Genomic DNA, 18,809 nt, shown 5'->3' with positions numbered 1-18,809 from the left:
ATTGAGATCATGAAATTCACGCTCTCCTGGCTGAAGGATCATCTGGAAACGGATGCCACCCTCGATGAAATCTGCACCCGCCTGACGATGATCGGGCTGGAGGTCGAACATGTCGATGACAAGGCGGCCTTCAGGCCCTTCGTCATCGCCAAGGTTCTCTCCGCTGAGAAACATCCGCAGGCCGACCGCCTGAAGGTTCTCTCGGTCGATACCGGCAGGGGTGCACCGATCCAGGTCGTCTGCGGGGCGCCGAATGCGCGGGCGGGCCTCGTCGGCGCATTTGCCGCATCGGGCACCTATGTTCCCGGCATCGATGTGACGCTTTCGGTCGGCAATATCCGCGGCGTCGAAAGCCATGGGATGATGTGCTCCGAAAAGGAGCTCATGATCTCTGACAATCATGAGGGCATCATCGATTTGCCCGACGACGCGCCAATTGGGACCAGCTATGCGGCTTATGCCCATCTGGACGATCCTGTCATCGAGATCAACCTCACCCCGAACCGTCCGGACTGCACGAGCATTTACGGCATCGCCCGCGATCTGGCCGCTTCGGGTCTCGGCACGCTGAAGACGCGGCCTGCGCCGTCCTTCGCCGTCGAAGGCGAGACGCCTGTCAAGGTGAAGCTCGATCTTGACGACGAAAAGCTCTGCCCGGGTTTTGCGCTCCGCCTCGTGCGCAGCGTCAAGAACGGCTCGAGCCCGCGCTGGATGCAGCAGCGGCTGCTGGCGATCGGCCTGCGTCCAATTAATGCGCTGGTCGATATCACCAACTACATGACCTTTGATCAGGGCCGGCCGATGCACGTCTTTGACGCTGCCAAGGTAAGCGGCAATCTGACCGTCCGCCGTGCGAGGGAAGGCGAGACGGTGCTGGCGCTCGACCAGCGTGAATACAAGCTTGGCCCCAACAATGTCGTGATCGCCGATGCGGACGGCATCGAGTCGATCGGCGGCATCATGGGCGGCGAGCATTCCGGCTGCGACGAAAACACGACCGACGTGCTGATCGAATGCGCGCTCTGGGACCCGATGAACATCGCCAAGTCCGGCCGCGGTCTGGGCATCATCACCGATGCCCGCTATCGCTTCGAGCGCGGCGTCGATCCGGAATATATGGTTCCCGGTCTGGAGCGCACCACGGAACTCGTTCTTGAACTTTGCGGCGGCACGCCGGCGAAGGCGGATGTCGTCGGCTACAAGGGCTATCAGCCGAAGATCGTCGATTTTCCTTACTGGGAAGTCAGGCGCCTGACCGGCCTAGAAGTCTCGACTGAGGAGAGCAAGGATATCCTGACCCGCCTCGGCTTCGTTGTGTCGGGCTCGGGCGAAAGGGTCTCAGTCGCTGTTCCTTCCTGGCGTCCGGACGTCGGCGGTAAGGCCGACCTCGTTGAGGAAGTCATGCGCATCCACGGCGTCGACAATATCAAGCCGGCGCCGTTGGAAAGCCATGCCGCCGTGAACGGAAAGATTCTGACGACGCTGCAGATCCGCACGCGTATGGCCAAGCGGGCGCTCGCCTCGCGCGGCATGCTGGAGGCCGTCACGTGGTCCTTCATTTCGCAAGAGCAGGCGAAGCTCTTCGGCGGCGGCTCGCCGGCACTCAAGCTTGCGAACCCGATCGCAGCCGAAATGTCCGACATGCGTCCGTCGCTCCTGCCGGGTCTGTTGATGGCTGCGCAGCGAAACGCCGACAAGGGCTACGGCGATGTGGCGATCTTCGAAGTTTCAGGAACCTACGAGAATGACAGGCCGGAAGGCCAGCGTCGTGTTGCCGGTGGCATTCGCCGCGGCACGGCGTCGCTCACCGGCGCTGGCCGCATGTGGTCGAACAATTTGAAGGGCGGCGGCAAGCTGGTCGATGTCTTCGACGCCAAGGCCGATGCGCTAGCGGTGATCGAGGCCTGCGGCCTGCCGATGGGCAACATCCAGATAGAGCAGGGCGGACCGGAATGGTATCATCCCGGCCGTTCCGGCACCATCAAGATAGGCCCGAAGGTCGTTCTTGGCTATTTCGGCGAATTCCATCCTTCGACGCTCGAAGCGCTCGATGTCTCAGGCGCGCTCTGCGGCTTCGAGGTCTATATCGACGCTATGCCCGAGCCTAAGAAGAAGGCGACGCGCACGAAGCCGGCGCTGGACCTTTCGCCCTTCCAGGCCGTCAAGCGCGATTTCGCTTTCGTCGTCGACAAGGCGGTTGAAGCAGGCGCGATCATAAAGGCTGCGAGCGGTGCCGACCGCAAGCTGGTCACCGGCGTCAATGTCTTCGACATCTTCGAAGGCGGATCGCTTGGCGAAGGCAAGAAGTCGGTTGCGATTGAAGTGCAGATCCAGCCCGTCGAGCGGACGTTGACGGACGAGGATTTTGAGGCTTTGACGCAGAAGATCGTGGCGAGCGTGACGAAGTTTACCGGCGGTATGCTACGAAGCTGACAAAGCATACGATAGGCCTCCGGGCCGGCGGCCGGGCCGGCCTGAAGCAGTGAAAGCTGCGCCGCCTAGGAATGCAGGTAGTAAAGCTTGTTGACGATGGTCCATCGACCGTCGATCTTCAGCATCGACAGATAGTCGGTAAAGCGCATCCCGGCGAATTCGTCGGTCACCTTCGCCATCGCGGCATCGCCTGCGACATCGATCATTGCTATATCCATATACGGTTGCGTTCCCGGCGGGGCGGTGCCTTCGGCGGTGATCGCAGCGATGAATTCGTCGCGCGTCAGCCATTCAACCGCATGTTCATAGTGACCGATGATTGTGCTTTGCGGATGGAAGGCCTTTCGCAATGCGGCTTCGTTGGCAAAGGTCATGCCTTCGACGTAGAGATGGACGACTGCTTCGATTGCCTGCTGTTCGGACATCTTGCACCCTCCGTATCGGCGCCATGATAGCTGGAAGATTTAGAGGCAGGCGGTCCTTTGGCAAGCCATGCCAAGTGTGGAGCAGCCGGTCCGACCGGCTGCTCCAGGTGATTGTCGTCAAGCTGCGCGGGCGGCTTTCTGGTTTGCGGCGGTGACGGCGAGTTTCGTGAGTAACTTGTCAGTTGCCGCTTCTTCCTGCAGGGTCTGGTCCAGCAGCACAACGGCGTCTTTGTAGCCGAGGTTTTGCGCCCAGGTCTTCAGAGTGCCGTAACGGGCGATCTCGTAGTGCTCCACGGCCTGCGCCGCAGAGATCAGGCCGGCGTCGACTGCGGCCGTCCCCTTGAATTCTTCCATGATCTCTTCGCCTTCAGCGATGATGCCTTGAATTGCTTCGCAGGTCTTGCCCTGAGCACGTTTGCCGGCAATCTCGAACACCTGCTGCAGGCGTTCTACATGGGCTTCGGTTTCTTCCTTATGCTTTTCGAAACCGGCCTTCAGTTCGGCGGACTGAGCAGCGCGGGCCATCTTCGGCAGGGCGCGCAGAATCTGCCGCTCGGCGAAGTAGATATCCTTCAGAGTGTCGTAGTAGAGATCCTCAAGTGTCTTTCCCTTGGCCATTTCTTCGATCCTTGTTCTCGTTTTGGAATCACGCAGTCGTGAACCCTTAGAGAAGCGACCTGATTGGAAATTGTTCCGCTGGAGCCCGCGATTTCCGGGTGGCAATAGCTGGATGACGGGATAGGTTCGTGCCGGCGGACGGAGGAGAGACGCATGAAAAAGCCTGGGTCGATGAAATCGCTCGAGGATATGGGCCGGGCGCGGCTTTCGAAGAATTTCTTCCTCCGCGATTTCCTGCATTCCGAGATCGCCGATTTCTATCGCATTCCAAATATTCCAGACGACCCGGATCTTGCAATTGAGGCGGGTAGACGGCTTTGCAAGGAACTGCTCGAGCCGCTTCAGGCAACGTTCGGCAGGCTGCACATCCGCTCGGGCTACCGTTCTGCCGCCGTCAATGAATTTGGAAACAAGAACAAGCTCAATTGCTCGACGAATGCCTCGAGTACGGCGGACCATATCTGGGACATGCGCGATTTCGATGGCTGCATGGGGGCGACGGCCTGTGTCGTCGTGCCCTGGATGATCGATACTTATCGTGATGAGGAAGATTGGCAGAAGCTCGCCTGGTGGATCCACGATCATCTGCCCTATGCATCGCTCTGCTTCTTTCCAAAGCTATGGGCCTTTAATATCCAATGGCACGAGCGGCCAAAGCGTGCGATCCATAGCTATGTGCGGCCGCGCGGAACTCTCACCAAGCCCGGCATGGCGAATTGGCAAGGCGATCATTCGAAATTCTACGAGGGCTTTCCGCCGTTCAGAAACTGATGCGATAGCGGATGTGTCCGTCGCTTTCGACATAGCTGTCGTAGAGCGCACGTGCCGTCTTGTTCTGTTCATTGGTGTGCCAGTAAAGGCGCGACCAGCCGTGCTGCTTGCAGAGCAAAATCAGGTCATCCAAAAGCGCCCGACCGACCCCTTTGCCGCGGGCGCCGGGGTCGACGAACAGGTCTTCGAGATAGCAGTCCTTGCCCCGAATCCATGTGCCTTCATGCGTCAGTGATAGGGAAAAGCCCATCACCTCTGCGTCGACTTCCGCAACGCGCATGAAGATTGCTGACGCCGGATCGAAAACCCGGCGCCAGGTTGAATCGGTAATGTCGCCATCGACCGTGACTTCATAAAAGGCGAGGTAATCCTTCCAGAGTTCGCGCCAGCGCGCTTCGTCTTCCGGTCTCGCATCGCGGATCGTCACGGTCATGTCATCCCCTCAGGCGCCTGCTCTGTCGAGCAGTCTCATTGCTTCGCCAGAGAGCTCAAGCTTCGCTGCCTTCACCAGGCTATCGAGCTGTGAGGTGCTGGTAGCACTGGCGATCGGTGCCGTCACGCCTTTCTTGTTGAGCAGCCAGGCGAGCGAGATCTCGGCTGGTTTCGCGCCCGTCTCGGCGGAAATCTGATCGAGCGCGGCGAGAAGGCACATGCCCTTATCATCGAGATACTTCGCGACCCGATCTTTGCGGGCGCTGCCCTGCGTATCGGCCTTGCTGCGGTACTTGCCGGAGAGAAAGCCGGCTGCGAGGCTGAAATAGGTGATGACACCGACATCTTCCTTCACGCAAAGATCGGCAAGCTGGCCTTCGAAGCTCGATCGCTCATAAAGATTATATTCGGGTTGCACCACATCGTAGCGAGGAACGCCAGCCTTCTCGGCGGCATCGAAGGATGCCTGAAGCTGGCCGGCATCGAGATTGGAGCAGCCGATCGCTCGGATTTTGCCCTGCTGCTTCAGCTTGGCGAAGGCGCCGAGCGTTTCTTCATAAGGGGTATTTTCGTCGGGCCAATGGGAGAGGTAGAGGTCGATGTAATCCGTCTGCAGGCGGCGGAGCGAATCCTCCACGGCCTTTAGGATATACTGCTCTTTCAGCGTCTTGCCTTGGCCCATGTCGGAGCCGACCTTGGTGATGATGACCGCCCTGTCGCGGGAGAGCTTTCCGTTCTTCAGCCACTTGCCGATGATCTCCTCGGAATCGCCGCCTTTGTTGCCCGGCACCCAGGAGGAATAGACGTCGGCCGTGTCGATGGTATTGAGACCCGCGTAGAAAAATGCATCGAGGATATCAAAAGACGTTTTCTCGTCGGCCGTCCATCCGAAGACATTGCCGCCGAAGACGATAGGCGAGATTGAAAGACCTGTTTTTCCGAGCCGGCGCATTTCCATGGCGCTATCCTAAATTGCTGATTTGATTGAAAGTACGGATGCGGCAGAGCGTCGCCTTGAGTAAACTAGCGCAGGTTCCGGCAGAGGAAACCAATCTTTCGTGATTTGCGCGCACGCCATTGCGTCACCCGCTACCCCTGAATAAGGTTGCACCCATTCAAGCTCTGGGAGGCTAAGCCATGCTCCGTTTCGGTATCATTTCGACGGCAAAGATTGGCCGTGAACTCGTCGTTCCGGCCATTCAGGACGCGGAAAACTGCGTCGTCACCGCGATTGCCAGCCGCGACCTGAAAAAGGCGCGCGAGATGGCCGACCGCTTTTCCGTGCCGCACGCCTTCGGCTCCTATGAGGAGATGCTCGCCTCCGACGTGATCGACGCCGTCTACATTCCGCTGCCGACGTCGCAGCATGTCGAATGGACCATCAAGGCGGCAGACGCCGGCAAGCACGTCCTTTGCGAAAAACCGATCGCCCTCAATGCCCACGAAATCGACAGCCTCATTGCTGCGCGTGATCGCAGCAAGGTCCTGATTACCGAAGCCTATATGGTGACCTACGCGCCGGTCTGGCGAAAGGTCCGCTCGCTGATCGCCGACGGCGCGATCGGCAAGCTTCGCCATGTCCAAGGTGCCTTCACCTATTTCAATCGCGATCCCGGCAACATGCGCAACATTCCCGCACTTGGCGGCGGCGGCCTGCCCGATATCGGAGTCTATCCGACCATCAGCACGCGCTTTTCGACGGGCAAGGAACCACTGCGCATCCAGGCCGTCACCGAACGTGACCCGGAATTCGGCACCGATATCTATTCGAGCGTGAAGGCCGACTTCGGCGATTTCGAGCTGAGCTTCTACATCTCCACCCAGATGGCAAACCGCCAGGTCATGGTGTTCCACGGCACGGAAGGCTACATCGAGGTGAAATCGCCTTTCAACGCCGACCGCTGGGGTCCGGAGGAACTGGAACTCGCCAACCGCAACCACAACGAGTCGACCATCTTCCGCTTCCAGGACAGCCGCCAATACAAATGTGAAGCAGAAGCTTTCGCCCGCGCTGCCAAGGGCGAGAAGGAAGAGGTCGTCACGCTCGAAAGCTCGAAGCTGAACCAAAAGGTGATCGACGCGATCTACCGCGCGAGCGAGAAGGACGGCTGGGAGCCTGTTTGATTATTCGCGAAAAGCGAAGCGGATGTAGCCGAAAATTGCAAAGCACAGTGTAGAGGCGGAGGCGAGAACCATCGCCGCCAACGGCTGCAGAGACGGCAATACCGTTATGAGCGTGGCGTAGAGAGCATAATTCAAGATCGCCGCAATCAGCAGGATGGCGACGATACCGGTGCGACCGACCGACAGCCGGCCACCCGTCGTGAGATCGATGCGTCGCAGCATAGCGAGCATAATGCCAAGGATTGCAACAAGGCTCACTGCCCGCGTCAAAAGAGGGCCTTGCATCACCTGCAGCAGCAAATGGAAGAGTAGCGTTTCGGCCGCCAATCCAAGCAGCGACAATGCGGCAAAGCGCAGAAGCGACCCGCTTCGATTGAGAGAGGCGTCAGCCATTGATCGCGAGCATGCCGGCAATGATGAAAGCCGCGCCAATGGCGTAGCGAACAGTAAGGGCTTCTCCAAGGAAGACCTGCGCCAGCAAAGGCACGAAACAGAAGGTCAATCCCATAAAGGAGTAAGCAATCGTCAGCGGGACGGCTTTCAGGACGTAAATCCAAATAATCGTTCCGAGACCGTAAAGGAGCAGCGCTGCAAGCAACACCGGATTGAGAAGCAGAGCAAGAATATTGCGGACACTGAGCTCGCCTGTGGCCGCGCTCGCCAGCTTGAACAGCACTTGGCCCGAGGCAATCAGCAGCGGCGTGCCGATAAGCCCAATCCATGTTGCTGTCGAAAAAGTGGAAATCATCGAACCGTCCTTCAATCCGCTGCACCTCTCTCTTCCGAATAGAAGATGTCGCGACCGATATCCTCGCAGACAAAGGCCGGAGGCACCGGGTGGACAGCTCTCAGGAAGGAGTGCGTATAAGGGAAGAAGTTGAAGTGCGGATTGAACGTGTAGCGGTATTCGCGTTCCCTCGGCACAATGATGATCAGGCGGCGTTTTGCAATCCGGCGCAGTTCCGCAATCGCTTGCCGGTAGTCGAGAATATGCTCGATCACATGCGTGCAGATGACCGTGTCGAATTCCGCATCTGCAAAGGGGAGGTTTTCGACCTTGGCCGCGACATATTCGATGCCAGGCAGCCGTGCTGCGTCTTCAATCACGAAGTCGACGCCTGTAAGGCGATTAAGCCCGGGATGCGCCGCCTGGATGCTGCGGAGCAGCGCACCCGTACCGCAACCGATATCGCAGACGCTCTCTCCCGCGATCGATCCGAGGATGCGGTTGATACAGGCCGCAGAATTGTCCGTGCCTTCGTGAACACGGGGATGCTTGCGGTAAAGCTCGGCATATTCCTCTGCCGAAAGAAACGGTGCTCGCTCACGAAATTTCGCCAAGTGCGTGATATGGTCGCCCCAGACGCGCCGCGCTGCCCAGCGAAACGCACCGGAATCACGGACAACCGGCGGCAGGATATCTTCCAGCACGAAACGAATGCGGTTTGTGGTTTCTCTGTTCATGGAAAGGGCATCACCTTTGAGCGGAAGCAACTATGCGATACGCGTGGTCTTGCCATCTGGCGCGGTTTCAATGGACTTTTCCGGCGTTAGACCCTGGCTCGACGCGGCGACGTTGAGGTAATGAATGCGAAGCTGCTCGGCCCTCGAGCGTGCGACGGAATCAAGGATCAGACCCGCTGTGAAGACCATGAAGGAGATCATCATCAGCGCCATGGAGAGAACCCATGTCGGCATGCGGTTGACAAGCCCGGTCTCGAAGTATTCCGCCAGCACAGGCGCCATGAAAGCCATGCTCGACAGCATGAAGCACGCGCTGATGAGGCCGAAGAAGGCAAAGGGCCGCGTTTCCTTCATCAGCATGGCGAACATCCAGAGAATCTTGCCGCCGTCCTTCAAGGTCGAGAGTTTCGAGTGCGAACCTTCCGGGCGGCGGCCGTAATCGAGTTCCAGCTCGGCGACCGGCAGCTTGAGCCGAGAGGCGTGGACAGACATTTCGGTCTCGATTTCGAAACCGGCGGAAACGGCCGGGAAGCTCTTGACGAAACGGCGCGAGAAGGCCCGGTAGCCTGAGAAGATATCGGTGAAGTCCGGACCGAAGATCGTGCGGTAGAGAATGTTGAAGATGCGGTTGCCGAAAGCATGTCCATTGCGCCCCGCGTCGGAATGAACGCCGCGCCGCGTTCCGACTACCATGTCGGCGCGTTCGGTCAGCAGCGTGCGGATCAGCTCTTCGCCGTCTTCCGGCGCATAAGTGCCGTCGCCATCTGCCATCAGATAGATGTCGGCGTCGATATCGGCGAACATGCGGCGCACAACATGGCCCTTGCCCTGGCGCCGTTCGCGCACGACAGCGCCGCCGGCCAGCATCGCATGGAGCGCGGTGCCGTCTGTCGAATTGTTGTCGTAGACATGTATCTGTGCTTGCGGCAGCGCCGCTTTGAAGCCGCGAACCACCGCACCGATCGTGGCTGCTTCGTTGTAGCACGGAAGCAGGACAGCGATGTTTAGGGTTTTGGTCTGTGATCGTGTCATGATGCCACTTGCCATTCACAATTGGCGTGCAGTCTAAAACACCAGCGTTAATAAGACCCTATAACGCGGGAAGAGTCGGCAGCCATTCGGACGCTTTACACTTTCTTGATCTGCAAAAGCTAAAGTTCGCGCAGCTTAGGACGGGACAGCAGGAATGGCGAACGTCGCAGGAATGACCGGCAATTCAGCTTCTAAATCTTCGCCGCCTATCGTGTTGCTTGCCGCCATCCGCATGCTTCTCATGCGTCTATGGCCGTCGGTGTCGCTTTATAGCGCGGTGCTAATCGCGAGTATTTTGCCGGTGAAGCTGATCGGGACGAAAGACTATGTCGGTCCGGACAATGACGACGGCATGCGGCTCGTCGAAGTAAGGGATTTTCTTTCCGGACAGAGCTGGTTCGATTTGACGCAATACCGGCTGGGCGTTGATGGCACGCTGATGCACTGGTCGCGGCTGATCGATTTGCCGATCGCGGGGCTCATCAAGTTCTTCGGCTTGTTTCTGGCGGGCGAGCAGGCCGAGGCCGTGGCGCTCGCGATCTGGCCTGTCTCACTCGTTATCCCTCTCATGCTTGCGATGGCGAGTGCGGGCCGCCGCATCGGCGGCGTGCCTGCCATGCATATCTGTCTGGTGATGACCGCACTAGGCGTATGGACAAGCAACCGTTTCGTGCCCGGTGCGATCGATCATCACAACGTGCAGATCGGGCTTGTCGCGTTGATGACGGCAATGCTTCTCGATGAGGAGCACCGGGCCTGGAGCTATGTCGTTGCAGGCTTGACGGCGGCCCTGGCGGTGGCCATTGGTGTCGAGACCACACCTTTTGTCGCATCGGTTTGCCTTGTCGTCGCTCTTCATTGGGCTTGGGTGGGGGAAGCCTTTCAGAGGGCTGCCAAAGCATTCGGGCTGACGCTCACTCTGGCCGTCAGTATTCTGTTCTTCTCGACTATGCCGCCCCGCCTATATTCGACCGTAACCTGCGACAATTTTTCGCTTGGTTTTTACAGCCTCGCTGCGATCGGCGGTGGGATGCTTTCCGTTGCGGCTGTTTTCGCAAGCCGTACGTCGAGAAGAGGACGCTTCGCTGCACTTGGTGGTATCGGCATCGCTGTTGCAGCTTCAGCCATGGTGATCGCGCCCCAATGCCTGCATAATCCGCTTGACGATCTCGACCCAATGCTCGTTGAGCTGTGGCTGAACAATATTTCAGAAGCACGCTCGATTCTCGACATGATCCGCGACGAGCCTTTCGGCATCGGTGCCTTTTACGCAGTCGGTCTTTTGGGCATTGCTGTCAGCGCATTCCGAATCCTCTATCGCGACAGGGTGCGAATTCACGCCATACTGCTTTTCCTGCTCGTCCTCTGCTGGGCCATCGGCCTCATGCAGGTGCGCGGGGCACCCTTTGCAAACCTGATCGCTATCCTGCCGCTAGCGCTGCTGATTATCGACATCCGCCGTATATCGAACAGCGATCGCGAAAATGTCGCTGCCGCATTCTGTTACATCATGCTGGTGCTTGCCAGCGTACCTGCTGTTTGGGCCGTTGCAGGAGCCTTCATTGAGTTGCAGAGGCAAACGGAGGAAGACAAGAACGAAGCGAAAGACGAGGAAAACAAGCCTTCGTGTATCTCAAGAGAGGCTCTTGCGCCGCTGAATGCGATGCCTGTCGGCATGGTGGCGGCCTCATCTGAACTCGGCGTGCCGATCCTCCGCTTTACGAGCCAGCATGTTCTGACCGCACCTTATCATCGCAATCCCCGGGGTATGCTGACCGAAATGCATATCGGCCTTTCGGAACCGAAGGATGCAGAGGCCTTCCTGAGGGGGGCGGACGTTCGTGTTTTGGCTTTCTGTCCCGACGATTATCCGACAATGCAGTTTGCAAAACTGAAGCCGGAGGGTCTTTATTCTCAATTGGCGAGGGGCAATGTGCCGTCCTACCTCCAACCGCTTCCCAAGGCTGCGGGCGTTGGGGTGCAGTTCTTTCTCTTCAAACCGGAAAATTGAGCGCTAACCCGATGCTCTACTGATCTTTCCCTCTGCTTTCGCTAGAAAGGAAGGATGAGCAATGTCTTCGACACCGATTCGCCCACCAACCTGACTGAATATTCGGTCTCCGAACTTTCGGGATCGATCAAGCGCACGGTCGAAACCGCTTTCGACCAGGTCCGGGTGCGTGGCGAAATTTCCGGCTATCGCGGCCCGCATTCATCGGGGCATGCCTATTTCTCGCTGAAGGACGATCGCGCCCGTATCGACGCCGTCATCTGGAAAGGCACGTTCTCGCGGCTAAGGTTCCGGCCGGAAGAAGGCATGGAGGTGGTCGCCACCGGCAAGGTGACGACCTTCCCAGGCTCGTCGAAGTACCAGATCGTCATTGAAACGCTGGAGCCCGCGGGTGCGGGCGCGCTGATGGCGTTGATCGAGGAGCGCAAGCGCAGGCTTGGTGCTGAGGGTCTTTTCGACGCAGCGCGCAAGAGGCGGCTGCCGTTCATGCCGAGCGTCATCGGCGTCGTCACGTCGCCAACGGGCGCCGTTATTCGCGATATCCTGCACCGCATTTCCGATCGTTTTCCAGTCCATGTCATCGTCTGGCCAGTCAAGGTGCAAGGCGATGGTTCCGGCGAGGAGGTGGCCAATGCCATTCGCGGTTTCAACGGCTTCCAGGCGGGCGGCGAAATACCGAGGCCTGATGTGCTGATCGTCGCGCGTGGTGGCGGCAGCCTGGAAGATCTCTGGAGCTTCAATGACGAGATTGTCGTGCGCGCCGCTGCTGAAAGTGAAGTTCCGCTTATCTCGGCGGTTGGCCACGAAACCGATTGGACGCTGATCGACTATGCGGCCGATGTGCGTGCGCCGACGCCGACGGGGGCTGCAGAAATGGCCGTTCCCGTCAAAGCCGAACTGGACGCCCAGGTCTCTGCGCTTTCGGCCCGTCTGCAAGGCTGTATGAGCCGGCAGATGGATCACAGGCGGCAGTCCGTTCGGGCATTGATGCGAGCGCTGCCGTCGCTCGATCAGTTGTTGGCACTGCCGCGCCGGCGCTTTGATGAAGCGGCCGCAGGCCTCGGCCGCGGGCTGGAGCTCAACACCATCAACAAGCGTCGGAGTTTCGAGCGCACCGCATCGCATCTGAGGCCGGACGTTCTTTCGAACCGCATTGCCGAGCGCCGCCAGATGCTTGCCGAGCGGATGACGCGCGCCGAGCGCACGGTGGAGCGATCGATCGATCGCTCCAGGTCCCGTGTCGGGCGGGCCGATGCCGTCTTTGCGTCCTTGCCGACGCGACTGAAGACGCAGACGGCACGCATACGCGACCATCTGGCAAACTTGTCCCGTCACGCCGATACCGCTGTCCGCCATCAGTTGACACGGGCAAGGGGCGAGCTTTCGGCACAGGACCGCGTATTGCAGTCGCTCTCCTACAAGAACGTTCTGAACCGCGGTTATGCAGTGATCCGCGACGATGAAAACCGGCCGGTATCGCAAGCCGCGGCGCTTTCGGTCGGCGTGGGCATTTCGATCGAGTTTGCCGACGGCCGCGTCGGCGCCGTGACAACGGAAGGCGGTGCGCCACCGAGGAAACGGTTGGCAAGGCCTGACGAGCCGAGCATGCCGCCGAAGCAGGGTAGCCTGTTCTAGGAGGACCGATGCGTATCCTGCTTGTGCTCGCCCATCCGCTTAACGAGAGTTTTGCGGCCTCTGTTGCAAAGACTGCGCGTGAAGCTCTGGCGGAAGCTGGTCATTCGGTTGATCTGCTCGATCTCTACGCCGAGGATTTCGACCCTCGCCTCACGAAGGCCGAGCGCGGCGGCTACTTCGACATTCCCTATGACACCTCCGGCGTCTCAAAGATTGTGGAGCGGTTGAAGGCGGCCGATGGTTTGATCCTCGTCTTTCCCCAATGGTGGTTCAATTTCCCGGCGATCCTCAAGGGGTTCTTCGATCGGGTCTTCGCGCCCGGTGTTGCCTTCTCGCATGATGTGGCCGGCGGGCGGATCGTTCCGCAGTTGACAAATATTAAGCTGCTCTGGGCTCTGACGACGACAGGCTCGCCGTGGTGGCTGGTTCATCTCTCCATGGGCGATCCGGTGCGCCGGCTACTGAAGCGCGGCATTGCGAATTTCTGCTCTAAGGGCCTGAATTTTCGAATGCTCAGCCTGCACGACATGGATCGCGCGACGGCTGCCAAACGACAAGCTCATCTTGATCGCGTGCGCAAGGCGCTGAGCGCGATCTGACTATTCGAATTTCGCGAGGAACTTGCGCAGCAGCGCATCGAGAGCTGCCTTGTCTTCATCGCTGAGGTTTTCGATAAGCCGCTGCTGATTAGCGACATGGGCACCGACCGTGGCCTCGACGGCCGCAAAACCATTCTCCGTTAATGCAATCAGCACACTTCGCCGGTCGTCGGGGTTAAGTACGCGTTCGACGAAACCTGCTTTCTCGAGCTGGTCGATGCGGTTGGTCATCGTACCGGAGCTCACCATCGTCATCGCCAGCAGATCTCCAGGCGAGAGGCGATAGGGTTTTCCGGAACGCCGAAGCGTTGCCAGCACGTCGAAGGCGGATGACGAAAGCCCGTGCTGCAGCAGGACTTGCTCTACCTCGCGTCCGAGATGTGTCGTCAGTCGTTTCAGGCGCCCCAGGATAGCCATGGCCTCGACATCGAGGTCTGGCCGCTCACGTTGCCATTGGGAAAGGATTTTATCGACCCGGTCCATTGCTTCCTCATCCTTCATGAACAAGCGATAGCATGATATGTCTTGACGTCAAGATAAATGCTCCTATGGTGAATTTATCTTGAAATAGAGATTCTTGATATGAAGAAAAATAGCACATATGCAGCCGATGTCCTGACGACGGCCATTGCGCCCGCCATCTGGGGCAGCACCTACTTCGTAACGACGGCGTTCCTGCCTGCCGGCTATCCGCTGACTGTCGCAATGCTGCGCGCCTTGCCTGCCGGCCTCCTCTTGCTCGCCACCATCCGTCGCTTGCCGTTTGGTACCTGGTGGGGGAGGGTCTTCATCCTCGGCGCGCTGAATTTTTCGTTCTTCTGGGCGATGCTTTTCGTTTCCGCTTACCGGCTTCCAGGCGGTGTCGCCGCGACGGTAGGGGCTATTCAGCCTCTGATCGTTATCGCTTTATCGCGCCTCTTTCTTGGCAAGCCGATCAAGCTTCTCGTCGTGTTTGCCGGTTTGACCGGAATGGCTGGCGTCGCGCTGATGGTGTTAACACCCAAGGCTGCGCTCGATCCAGTTGGCGTTGCCGCCGGCCTCGCGGGCGCCGTATCAATGGCTTTCGGCACGGTGCTTTCGCGCCGTTGGACGCCGCCGGTTTCGAACCTCGCCTTCACGGCATGGCAACTGACGGCTGGTGGGCTTTTGCTTGTGCCCGTCGCGCTGATGTTCGAGCCGGCTCTTCCGATGCCGACAACTGCAAATGTGCTGGGCATGGCCTATCTCGGACTGATTGGTGCGGCCTTCACCTATGTCGTATGGCTCCGCGGCCTGTCGAAGATCGAACCAGCAGCGGCCGCGTCACTTGGCTTTTTGAGCCCGCTGGTTGCGACGTTTCTCGGTTGGCTGGCGCTTGGCCAGAGCTTGACGCCCGTGCAGCTCTTCGGTTTCCTGCTTGTGCTGGCGAGCGTCTGGATCAGCCAGAGAGCAATGGCGCCCGTCAGGCCCATTCTCCCTGCCGCATCACCGGAACCCGTGAGCCGTCCGGCTTGATGCCATCGATATCCACTTTGTCGGAACCGATCATCCAATCGATATGGATAAGGCTGGAATTTCCGCCCTGCGCCTTGATCTGGTCCTGGCTGAGCTTTGCGCCGTCGAGGAAGCACTTCGAGTAGCATTGTCCGAGCGCGATATGGCACGAGGCGTTTTCATCAAAAAGCGTATTGTAGAACAGGATACCGCTCGCCGAGATCGGTGAGGAATGCGGCACGAGCGCCACTTCGCCGAGGCGGCGGGCGCCGTCGTCGGTGTCGAGCACCTTGTTCAATACCTGCGCGCCACGCGAAGCCTTGGCCTCGACAATCCGGCCTTCTTCGAAACGAACCTGGATGTTGTCTATCAGCGTGCCCTGGTGGGAGAGCGGCTTGGTGCTTGAGACATGGCCCTCGACGCGCAGCGCGTGCGGCGTCGTGAAAACCTCCTCCGTCGGTATATTCGGGTTGCAGGTTACGCCGTTCTTGGCGACGGAGGCGCCGCCATGCCACTCATGACCGTCGGCAAGGCCAACAGTCAGATCGGTACCCGGTCCCTTGAAATGCAGTGCTGCGAAGCGCTGACCATTCAGCCAGGATGAGCGGGCGGCAAGGTTCGTATTGTGCTCCCTCCAGGCTGAGACCGGATCGTCGAGATCGACGCGCGAGGCGGCAAAGATTGCCTTTGCCAGTTTCGCGACCGCAATCGGCTCAGGATCGTCCGCAAACACGACCTTCGCCCAGGAGGGATTCGGATAGGCAACGATGTTCCAATTAATGTCGAAGTTCGAGATCTTTTCGAGTGCTGGTTTGTAGGCAGTGGAATTCGCCCGGTTCGCGCGGCCGACCTTGCCTGGATCCTGTTCGGAAAGCAGCATCGGATTGTCGCCGGCAATTGCAAGACGTGCCGCGCCGTTTTGATATGCCTTTGCCATACCTTCGTAGAGCCAGCCGGACGCACGGTCGAAGCCTTCGTCGGTGCCGTATTGATAGCGGGCAAGTGTCGTTTCTTCGTCGGAGTAGAAAGTCGTAACAAGGCCCGCGCCGGCCATGTAGGCGTGATTGGTGATCAAGCGAACCAGCGGCATTGCGACAATCGGCGCGGTCATTACCAGATCTTGACCCCTTTGAAGCTGCAGGCCGACCTTGACGGCGACCTCGGCGAGCTTTTCGAGCTTGATTGGATCGACGGAATTCTGACTCTGGGGCATGAACGTCATGGCCGGCTACCTCCTGAAATCTTCTCTCTGAAGATGCCAGACTTAGACCCCTTTTGGGCGAAAATGAAGTTCGCCAGCGTGAAAATGCAGGGCGGCAAGAGATTGCCCGATCTTAAGCAGCCGCCTGTTCAAGCAATGCCGACTGATGTTTCTCAAGGAACGCGACGAGACGCTCGTGATAATCGGTAGCGGCGGCTTGCCTAACGCTCGGCCGCTGCAAAAGAGTGCTTCGCCAACGCTTCACCTTTTCCAGGCCATCAAAGATGTGGCTGTCGCCGATTGTGTCGAAAACATCGAAATATCGGAAGATCGGTGCGAAGACGGCATCCACGAGGCTGAAACTTTTCCCGACGAAAAGTGGTCCGCCGGAAAGCTCGGTTTCGATGATAAGGAATTTCGATGCAAGGACCGTTCGTTTGGTCTCCAGCACCTTTCGGTCGCTAGTGGTTTCATACATCCACAGATCGGCCAGGATGGACGAGCCGAACTCCATCCATCCGCGATGTCGGGCGCGTGTCAGGGCATCTTGCGGATGAAGCCTCGGCCCGGGTTGCGTTTCGTCGATGTATTCGCATATTGCCGCACTTTCGAAAAGGACGACTTGCCGCCCGTCTTCCTCGATCAGCAAAAGCGGAACCTTGCCGAGCGGAGAAATCTTCAAGAACCAGTCCGGCTTGTCATCGAGATCGATGAAAACGCGTTCGAAGGCCGCACCCTTCTCACCAAGCGTAATCGCAGCACGCTGCACATAAGGGCACAGATGGTGCGAGATGAGGGTAAGCTTTTGCATGGCATATTCCCTTAAGAGGCCTTTGCAGGTGCAAGCGGTTGTGAAGGGCGAAGGGCGAAGGCGCCATCTCCGAGCATGGCCTGGGCAATCGAAAGCACGATCAGATAGAGCGGATATTCCCAGCCGCCGCCGGGCGCAGTAAAGACCCAGCCGTTCGCGCCATGCGCCCAGATGATTGCGCCGACAAGGGCCGGTACGAGCGCCAAGGCGGCGATGCGGCTCTGAATGCCGAGAACCAAGAGCGTCCCGCCGACCGCTTCGGCGGCAAAAGTGAGGTAGGCCAGCCAGCCCGGCAAGCCGATCGACGTAAAATATCCGGCGGTCCCCAGCAGTCCGAAGGTCATCAGTTTCAGGAGCATGCTGTGGGCGAGGTACATCGTGCCGAGGCTGATCCGCAGCAGGGCGGTTGCATAGAGGATGGATTTATCTGTGTCCATATTCGTCAATTTCCCGATGTTAGATGTAAATGCATATAATTTGTCTTGCTCCTTCGTCAAGATAAATGTAATTGCATCTATATGGGCAAAGAACTTCGATCCGAGACAATTACGCAGGTCTGGATCGCCATCATGCGTGCTCAGCAGCGGCTGCTGCGGGCCATCGAGAGTGACCTCAAGAAAGCCGGCCTGCCGCCGCTTGGCTGGTATGATGTGCTCTGGGAGTTGGCGCGCGCGGAGGAAGGCAAACTGCGCCCCTTCGAAATCGAAGAGCGGACGCTGCTTGCGCAATACAATCTCTCGCGGCTGATCGACCGGCTCGAACGCGAGGAGCTCGTGAGCCGCGAGACGTTTGCCGAAGACGGGCGCGGCCGATGGGTTGTAATTACCGAGGCAGGCCGGGCGCTTCGCGAACGCATGTGGACAGTTTATTCCAAAGCGATCGAGGTCCACGTCGGCTCGAGGCTTGACGAACCAGCCGCCACGGCGCTCATGAATCTGCTGGCGCGATTTTCCGCCTAAGCGATGAGCGAGGCAACTTTTGCATTCAGCGTCGTGAGCGCCTCCTTCGGCGCAAGGCGCACCTGCAGCCCGCGTTGACCGCCGTTCATGTAAACCAGAGGCTCAGTGAGCGTGGCCTCCTCCAGCGCCGTCGGAACGAGCTTTTTCTGGCCGAACGGGCTGATGCCGCCGACATGATATCCGGTCAGCCGCTCGGCATCGGCAGGCTTCATCATGTTTGCCGACTTGCCGGCGAAGGCGCTGGCAAGCTTCTTCATGCTGACTTCGCGATCGGAGGGCACGATGACACAGACTGGCTTACCGTCCACTTCCGCCATCAGCGTCTTCAGCACGCGATGCGGCTCCTCGCCGAGCGCTTCGGCGGCCTGGAGGCCGACGCGTTCGGCATTCGCATCATAATCGTAGCTATGCACCGTGAAAGTAACGCCGGCTTTGGCAAGAACCTGCGTGGCGCGCGTCGTCTTAGACATTATTTTTCGAATTCCGCCCCGTAGCTGTCAGGCTTGAAGCCGACCAACAGCTTGCCGCTTGCTTCCAGAACCGGCCGCTTGATCATCGATGGCTGGTCAAGCATCAGGGCGATCGCCTTTTCCCGCGTGAGGTTTTCGCGGTCGGCGTCCGGCAGTTTGCGGAAGGTCGTTCCCGCGCGGTTGAGCACGGTTTCCCATCCGGCTCTGTCGACCCATTGCTCCAGATGGGCGCGGTCGATACCCACGGCCTTGTAGTCGTGAAAATCATAGGCAACGCCATGCTCTTCCAGCCAGGCGCGCGCCTTCTTCATCGTGTCGCAGTTCTTGATACCATAAATGATGGCAGTCATA

At 58.8% G+C, this 18,809-nt stretch carries 22 protein-coding genes; 8 read left to right on the top strand and 14 right to left on the bottom strand.

Going from position 1 to position 18,809, the window contains the following annotated elements; translation table 11 throughout:
- Positions 1-9: 9 nt before the first annotated feature.
- Positions 10-2,433 (top strand): phenylalanine--tRNA ligase subunit beta, encoded by a 2,424-nt coding sequence (gene pheT / locus BLP23_RS06235; protein ID WP_092583966.1) that lies wholly within the window; start codon positions 10-12, stop codon positions 2,431-2,433.
- 65 nt (positions 2,434-2,498) lie between these two features.
- Here pheT and BLP23_RS06230 read toward each other — a convergent pair whose 3' ends face one another.
- Both BLP23_RS06230 and BLP23_RS06225 read right to left on the bottom strand, forming a co-directional pair.
- Positions 2,499-2,858 carry a nuclear transport factor 2 family protein gene (locus tag BLP23_RS06230; RefSeq protein WP_092583965.1) on the bottom strand — a complete coding sequence of 120 codons (360 nt, stop codon included), beginning with the start codon at positions 2,856-2,858 and terminating at the stop codon, positions 2,499-2,501.
- Between the two features lie 117 nt (positions 2,859-2,975).
- Positions 2,976-3,476: a YciE/YciF ferroxidase family protein gene (locus tag BLP23_RS06225; RefSeq protein WP_092583964.1), complete on the bottom strand. Its 501-nt coding sequence runs from the start codon at positions 3,474-3,476 to the stop codon at positions 2,976-2,978.
- 153 nt (positions 3,477-3,629) lie between these two features.
- Between BLP23_RS06225 and BLP23_RS06220 the strand changes: the two genes are divergently transcribed.
- Positions 3,630-4,247, top strand: coding sequence for a hypothetical protein (locus tag BLP23_RS06220; protein WP_092583963.1), 618 nt, complete (start codon positions 3,630-3,632; stop codon positions 4,245-4,247).
- Here BLP23_RS06220 and BLP23_RS06215 read toward each other — a convergent pair.
- Together BLP23_RS06215 and BLP23_RS06210 are read right to left on the bottom strand one after the other, a co-directional pair.
- Positions 4,237-4,680 (bottom strand): GNAT family N-acetyltransferase, encoded by a 444-nt coding sequence (locus BLP23_RS06215; RefSeq protein ID WP_092583962.1) that lies wholly within the window; start codon positions 4,678-4,680, stop codon positions 4,237-4,239. The two genes, BLP23_RS06220 and BLP23_RS06215, sit on opposite strands and share 11 nt — an antisense overlap.
- Positions 4,681-4,689: 9 nt before the next feature.
- Positions 4,690-5,637 carry an aldo/keto reductase gene (locus BLP23_RS06210; RefSeq protein ID WP_092583961.1) on the bottom strand — a complete coding sequence of 316 codons (948 nt, stop codon included), beginning with the start codon at positions 5,635-5,637 and terminating at the stop codon, positions 4,690-4,692.
- 179 nt (positions 5,638-5,816) lie between these two features.
- Between BLP23_RS06210 and BLP23_RS06205 the strand changes: the two genes are divergently transcribed.
- On the top strand, positions 5,817-6,803 hold the full coding sequence (locus BLP23_RS06205; RefSeq protein WP_092583960.1) for a Gfo/Idh/MocA family protein: 987 nt from the start codon (positions 5,817-5,819) through the stop codon (positions 6,801-6,803).
- Here BLP23_RS06205 and BLP23_RS06200 read toward each other — a convergent pair whose 3' ends face one another.
- The 4 genes from BLP23_RS06200 to BLP23_RS06185 are packed head-to-tail and all read right to left on the bottom strand — an operon-like array spanning position 6,804 to position 9,299.
- A complete protein-coding gene (locus BLP23_RS06200) occupies positions 6,804-7,196 on the bottom strand; it encodes a hypothetical protein (protein ID WP_092583959.1) in 393 nt (130 codons plus the stop codon). It lies immediately after the preceding gene.
- The gene (locus tag BLP23_RS06195) at positions 7,189-7,551 is read right to left on the bottom strand and encodes a DMT family transporter (protein ID WP_092584303.1); all 363 of its coding nucleotides are present in this window, start codon (positions 7,549-7,551) and stop codon (positions 7,189-7,191) included. The genes BLP23_RS06200 and BLP23_RS06195 overlap by 8 nt, the downstream gene beginning before the upstream one ends.
- An 11-nt stretch (positions 7,552-7,562) precedes the next feature.
- On the bottom strand, positions 7,563-8,267 hold the full coding sequence (locus tag BLP23_RS06190) for a class I SAM-dependent methyltransferase (RefSeq protein WP_092584302.1): 705 nt from the start codon (positions 8,265-8,267) through the stop codon (positions 7,563-7,565).
- Between the two features lie 30 nt (positions 8,268-8,297).
- Positions 8,298-9,299 carry a glycosyltransferase gene (locus BLP23_RS06185; RefSeq protein ID WP_092584301.1) on the bottom strand — a complete coding sequence of 334 codons (1,002 nt, stop codon included), beginning with the start codon at positions 9,297-9,299 and terminating at the stop codon, positions 8,298-8,300.
- A 172-nt stretch (positions 9,300-9,471) separates the two neighbouring features.
- Here BLP23_RS06185 and BLP23_RS06180 point away from each other — a divergent pair, with 172 nt between their 5' ends.
- The 3 genes from BLP23_RS06180 to BLP23_RS06170 are packed head-to-tail and all read left to right on the top strand — an operon-like array spanning position 9,472 to position 13,544.
- Entirely contained in the window at positions 9,472-11,310 is a 1,839-nt protein-coding gene (locus BLP23_RS06180) for a hypothetical protein (RefSeq protein WP_092584300.1), read from the top strand.
- 54 nt (positions 11,311-11,364) lie between these two features.
- Complete coding sequence (gene xseA / locus BLP23_RS06175; protein ID WP_092583958.1) at positions 11,365-12,945, top strand: exodeoxyribonuclease VII large subunit; 1,581 nt, start codon at positions 11,365-11,367, stop codon at positions 12,943-12,945.
- Between the two features lie 8 nt (positions 12,946-12,953).
- The gene (locus tag BLP23_RS06170; protein ID WP_092583957.1) at positions 12,954-13,544 is read left to right on the top strand and encodes an NAD(P)H-dependent oxidoreductase; all 591 of its coding nucleotides are present in this window, start codon (positions 12,954-12,956) and stop codon (positions 13,542-13,544) included.
- On the opposite strand, the gene BLP23_RS06165 is transcribed toward BLP23_RS06170, so the two are convergent.
- Positions 13,545-14,027, bottom strand: a complete 483-nt coding sequence (locus tag BLP23_RS06165; RefSeq protein ID WP_092584299.1) for a MarR family winged helix-turn-helix transcriptional regulator — start codon at positions 14,025-14,027, stop codon at positions 13,545-13,547. It lies immediately after the preceding gene.
- 99 nt (positions 14,028-14,126) lie between these two features.
- Between BLP23_RS06165 and BLP23_RS06160 the strand changes: the two genes are divergently transcribed.
- Positions 14,127-15,038, top strand: coding sequence for an EamA family transporter (locus BLP23_RS06160; RefSeq protein ID WP_092583956.1), 912 nt, complete (start codon positions 14,127-14,129; stop codon positions 15,036-15,038).
- Here BLP23_RS06160 and BLP23_RS06155 read toward each other — a convergent pair.
- The 3 genes from BLP23_RS06155 to BLP23_RS06145 all read right to left on the bottom strand — a co-directional run bounded on the left by BLP23_RS06155 (position 14,986) and on the right by BLP23_RS06145 (position 17,466).
- Positions 14,986-16,239, bottom strand: a complete 1,254-nt coding sequence (locus BLP23_RS06155; RefSeq protein ID WP_092583955.1) for an aminopeptidase — start codon at positions 16,237-16,239, stop codon at positions 14,986-14,988. The two genes, BLP23_RS06160 and BLP23_RS06155, sit on opposite strands and share 53 nt — an antisense overlap.
- 112 nt (positions 16,240-16,351) lie before the next feature.
- Entirely contained in the window at positions 16,352-17,029 is a 678-nt protein-coding gene (locus BLP23_RS06150) for a glutathione S-transferase family protein (RefSeq protein ID WP_092583954.1), read from the bottom strand.
- A gap of 11 nt (positions 17,030-17,040) precedes the next feature.
- Positions 17,041-17,466: a DoxX family protein gene (locus BLP23_RS06145; RefSeq protein ID WP_092583953.1), complete on the bottom strand. Its 426-nt coding sequence runs from the start codon at positions 17,464-17,466 to the stop codon at positions 17,041-17,043.
- 81 nt (positions 17,467-17,547) lie between these two features.
- On the opposite strand from BLP23_RS06145, the gene BLP23_RS06140 reads away from it, so the two are divergent.
- The gene (locus tag BLP23_RS06140) at positions 17,548-17,988 is read left to right on the top strand and encodes a MarR family winged helix-turn-helix transcriptional regulator (protein WP_092583952.1); all 441 of its coding nucleotides are present in this window, start codon (positions 17,548-17,550) and stop codon (positions 17,986-17,988) included.
- Here the strand turns inward: BLP23_RS06140 and ybaK are convergent.
- Together ybaK and BLP23_RS06130 are read right to left on the bottom strand one after the other, a co-directional pair.
- A complete protein-coding gene (gene ybaK, locus BLP23_RS06135; protein WP_092583951.1) occupies positions 17,985-18,458 on the bottom strand; it encodes a Cys-tRNA(Pro) deacylase in 474 nt (157 codons plus the stop codon). The genes BLP23_RS06140 and ybaK overlap by 4 nt on opposite strands.
- Positions 18,458-18,808, bottom strand: a complete 351-nt coding sequence (locus tag BLP23_RS06130) for an ArsC family reductase (RefSeq protein ID WP_092583950.1) — start codon at positions 18,806-18,808, stop codon at positions 18,458-18,460. The genes ybaK and BLP23_RS06130 overlap by 1 nt, the downstream gene beginning before the upstream one ends.
- Between the last annotated feature and the right edge of the window lies 1 nt (position 18,809).

This window comes from Rhizobium mongolense subsp. loessense (assembly GCF_900099775.1).
Lineage (GTDB): Bacteria > Pseudomonadota > Alphaproteobacteria > Rhizobiales > Rhizobiaceae > Rhizobium > Rhizobium loessense.
The sequence above is the reverse complement of the archived record's forward strand: the minus strand, read 5'-3'. Positions and strand labels throughout refer to the sequence as shown.

Bases quoted from the DNA above. Each gene is read 5' to 3' on its own strand.
- pheT (WP_092583966.1), top strand. From the start codon at position 10: ATGAAATTCACGCTCTCCTGGCTGAAGGATCATCTGGAAACGGATGCC.
- BLP23_RS06230 (WP_092583965.1), bottom strand. From the start codon at position 2,858: ATGTCCGAACAGCAGGCAATCGAAGCAGTCGTCCATCTCTACGTCGAA.
- BLP23_RS06225 (WP_092583964.1), bottom strand. From the start codon at position 3,476: ATGGCCAAGGGAAAGACACTTGAGGATCTCTACTACGACACTCTGAAG.
- BLP23_RS06220 (WP_092583963.1), top strand. From the start codon at position 3,630: ATGAAAAAGCCTGGGTCGATGAAATCGCTCGAGGATATGGGCCGGGCG.
- BLP23_RS06215 (WP_092583962.1), bottom strand. From the start codon at position 4,680: ATGACCGTGACGATCCGCGATGCGAGACCGGAAGACGAAGCGCGCTGG.
- BLP23_RS06210 (WP_092583961.1), bottom strand. From the start codon at position 5,637: ATGGAAATGCGCCGGCTCGGAAAAACAGGTCTTTCAATCTCGCCTATC.
- BLP23_RS06205 (WP_092583960.1), top strand. From the start codon at position 5,817: ATGCTCCGTTTCGGTATCATTTCGACGGCAAAGATTGGCCGTGAACTC.
- BLP23_RS06200 (WP_092583959.1), bottom strand. From the start codon at position 7,196: ATGGCTGACGCCTCTCTCAATCGAAGCGGGTCGCTTCTGCGCTTTGCC.
- BLP23_RS06195 (WP_092584303.1), bottom strand. From the start codon at position 7,551: ATGATTTCCACTTTTTCGACAGCAACATGGATTGGGCTTATCGGCACG.
- BLP23_RS06190 (WP_092584302.1), bottom strand. From the start codon at position 8,267: ATGAACAGAGAAACCACAAACCGCATTCGTTTCGTGCTGGAAGATATC.
- BLP23_RS06185 (WP_092584301.1), bottom strand. From the start codon at position 9,299: ATGACACGATCACAGACCAAAACCCTAAACATCGCTGTCCTGCTTCCG.
- BLP23_RS06180 (WP_092584300.1), top strand. From the start codon at position 9,472: ATGACCGGCAATTCAGCTTCTAAATCTTCGCCGCCTATCGTGTTGCTT.
- xseA (WP_092583958.1), top strand. From the start codon at position 11,365: ATGAGCAATGTCTTCGACACCGATTCGCCCACCAACCTGACTGAATAT.
- BLP23_RS06170 (WP_092583957.1), top strand. From the start codon at position 12,954: ATGCGTATCCTGCTTGTGCTCGCCCATCCGCTTAACGAGAGTTTTGCG.
- BLP23_RS06165 (WP_092584299.1), bottom strand. From the start codon at position 14,027: ATGGACCGGGTCGATAAAATCCTTTCCCAATGGCAACGTGAGCGGCCA.
- BLP23_RS06160 (WP_092583956.1), top strand. From the start codon at position 14,127: ATGAAGAAAAATAGCACATATGCAGCCGATGTCCTGACGACGGCCATT.
- BLP23_RS06155 (WP_092583955.1), bottom strand. From the start codon at position 16,239: ATGACGTTCATGCCCCAGAGTCAGAATTCCGTCGATCCAATCAAGCTC.
- BLP23_RS06150 (WP_092583954.1), bottom strand. From the start codon at position 17,029: ATGCAAAAGCTTACCCTCATCTCGCACCATCTGTGCCCTTATGTGCAG.
- BLP23_RS06145 (WP_092583953.1), bottom strand. From the start codon at position 17,466: ATGGACACAGATAAATCCATCCTCTATGCAACCGCCCTGCTGCGGATC.
- BLP23_RS06140 (WP_092583952.1), top strand. From the start codon at position 17,548: ATGGGCAAAGAACTTCGATCCGAGACAATTACGCAGGTCTGGATCGCC.
- ybaK (WP_092583951.1), bottom strand. From the start codon at position 18,458: ATGTCTAAGACGACGCGCGCCACGCAGGTTCTTGCCAAAGCCGGCGTT.
- BLP23_RS06130 (WP_092583950.1), bottom strand. From the start codon at position 18,808: ATGACTGCCATCATTTATGGTATCAAGAACTGCGACACGATGAAGAAG.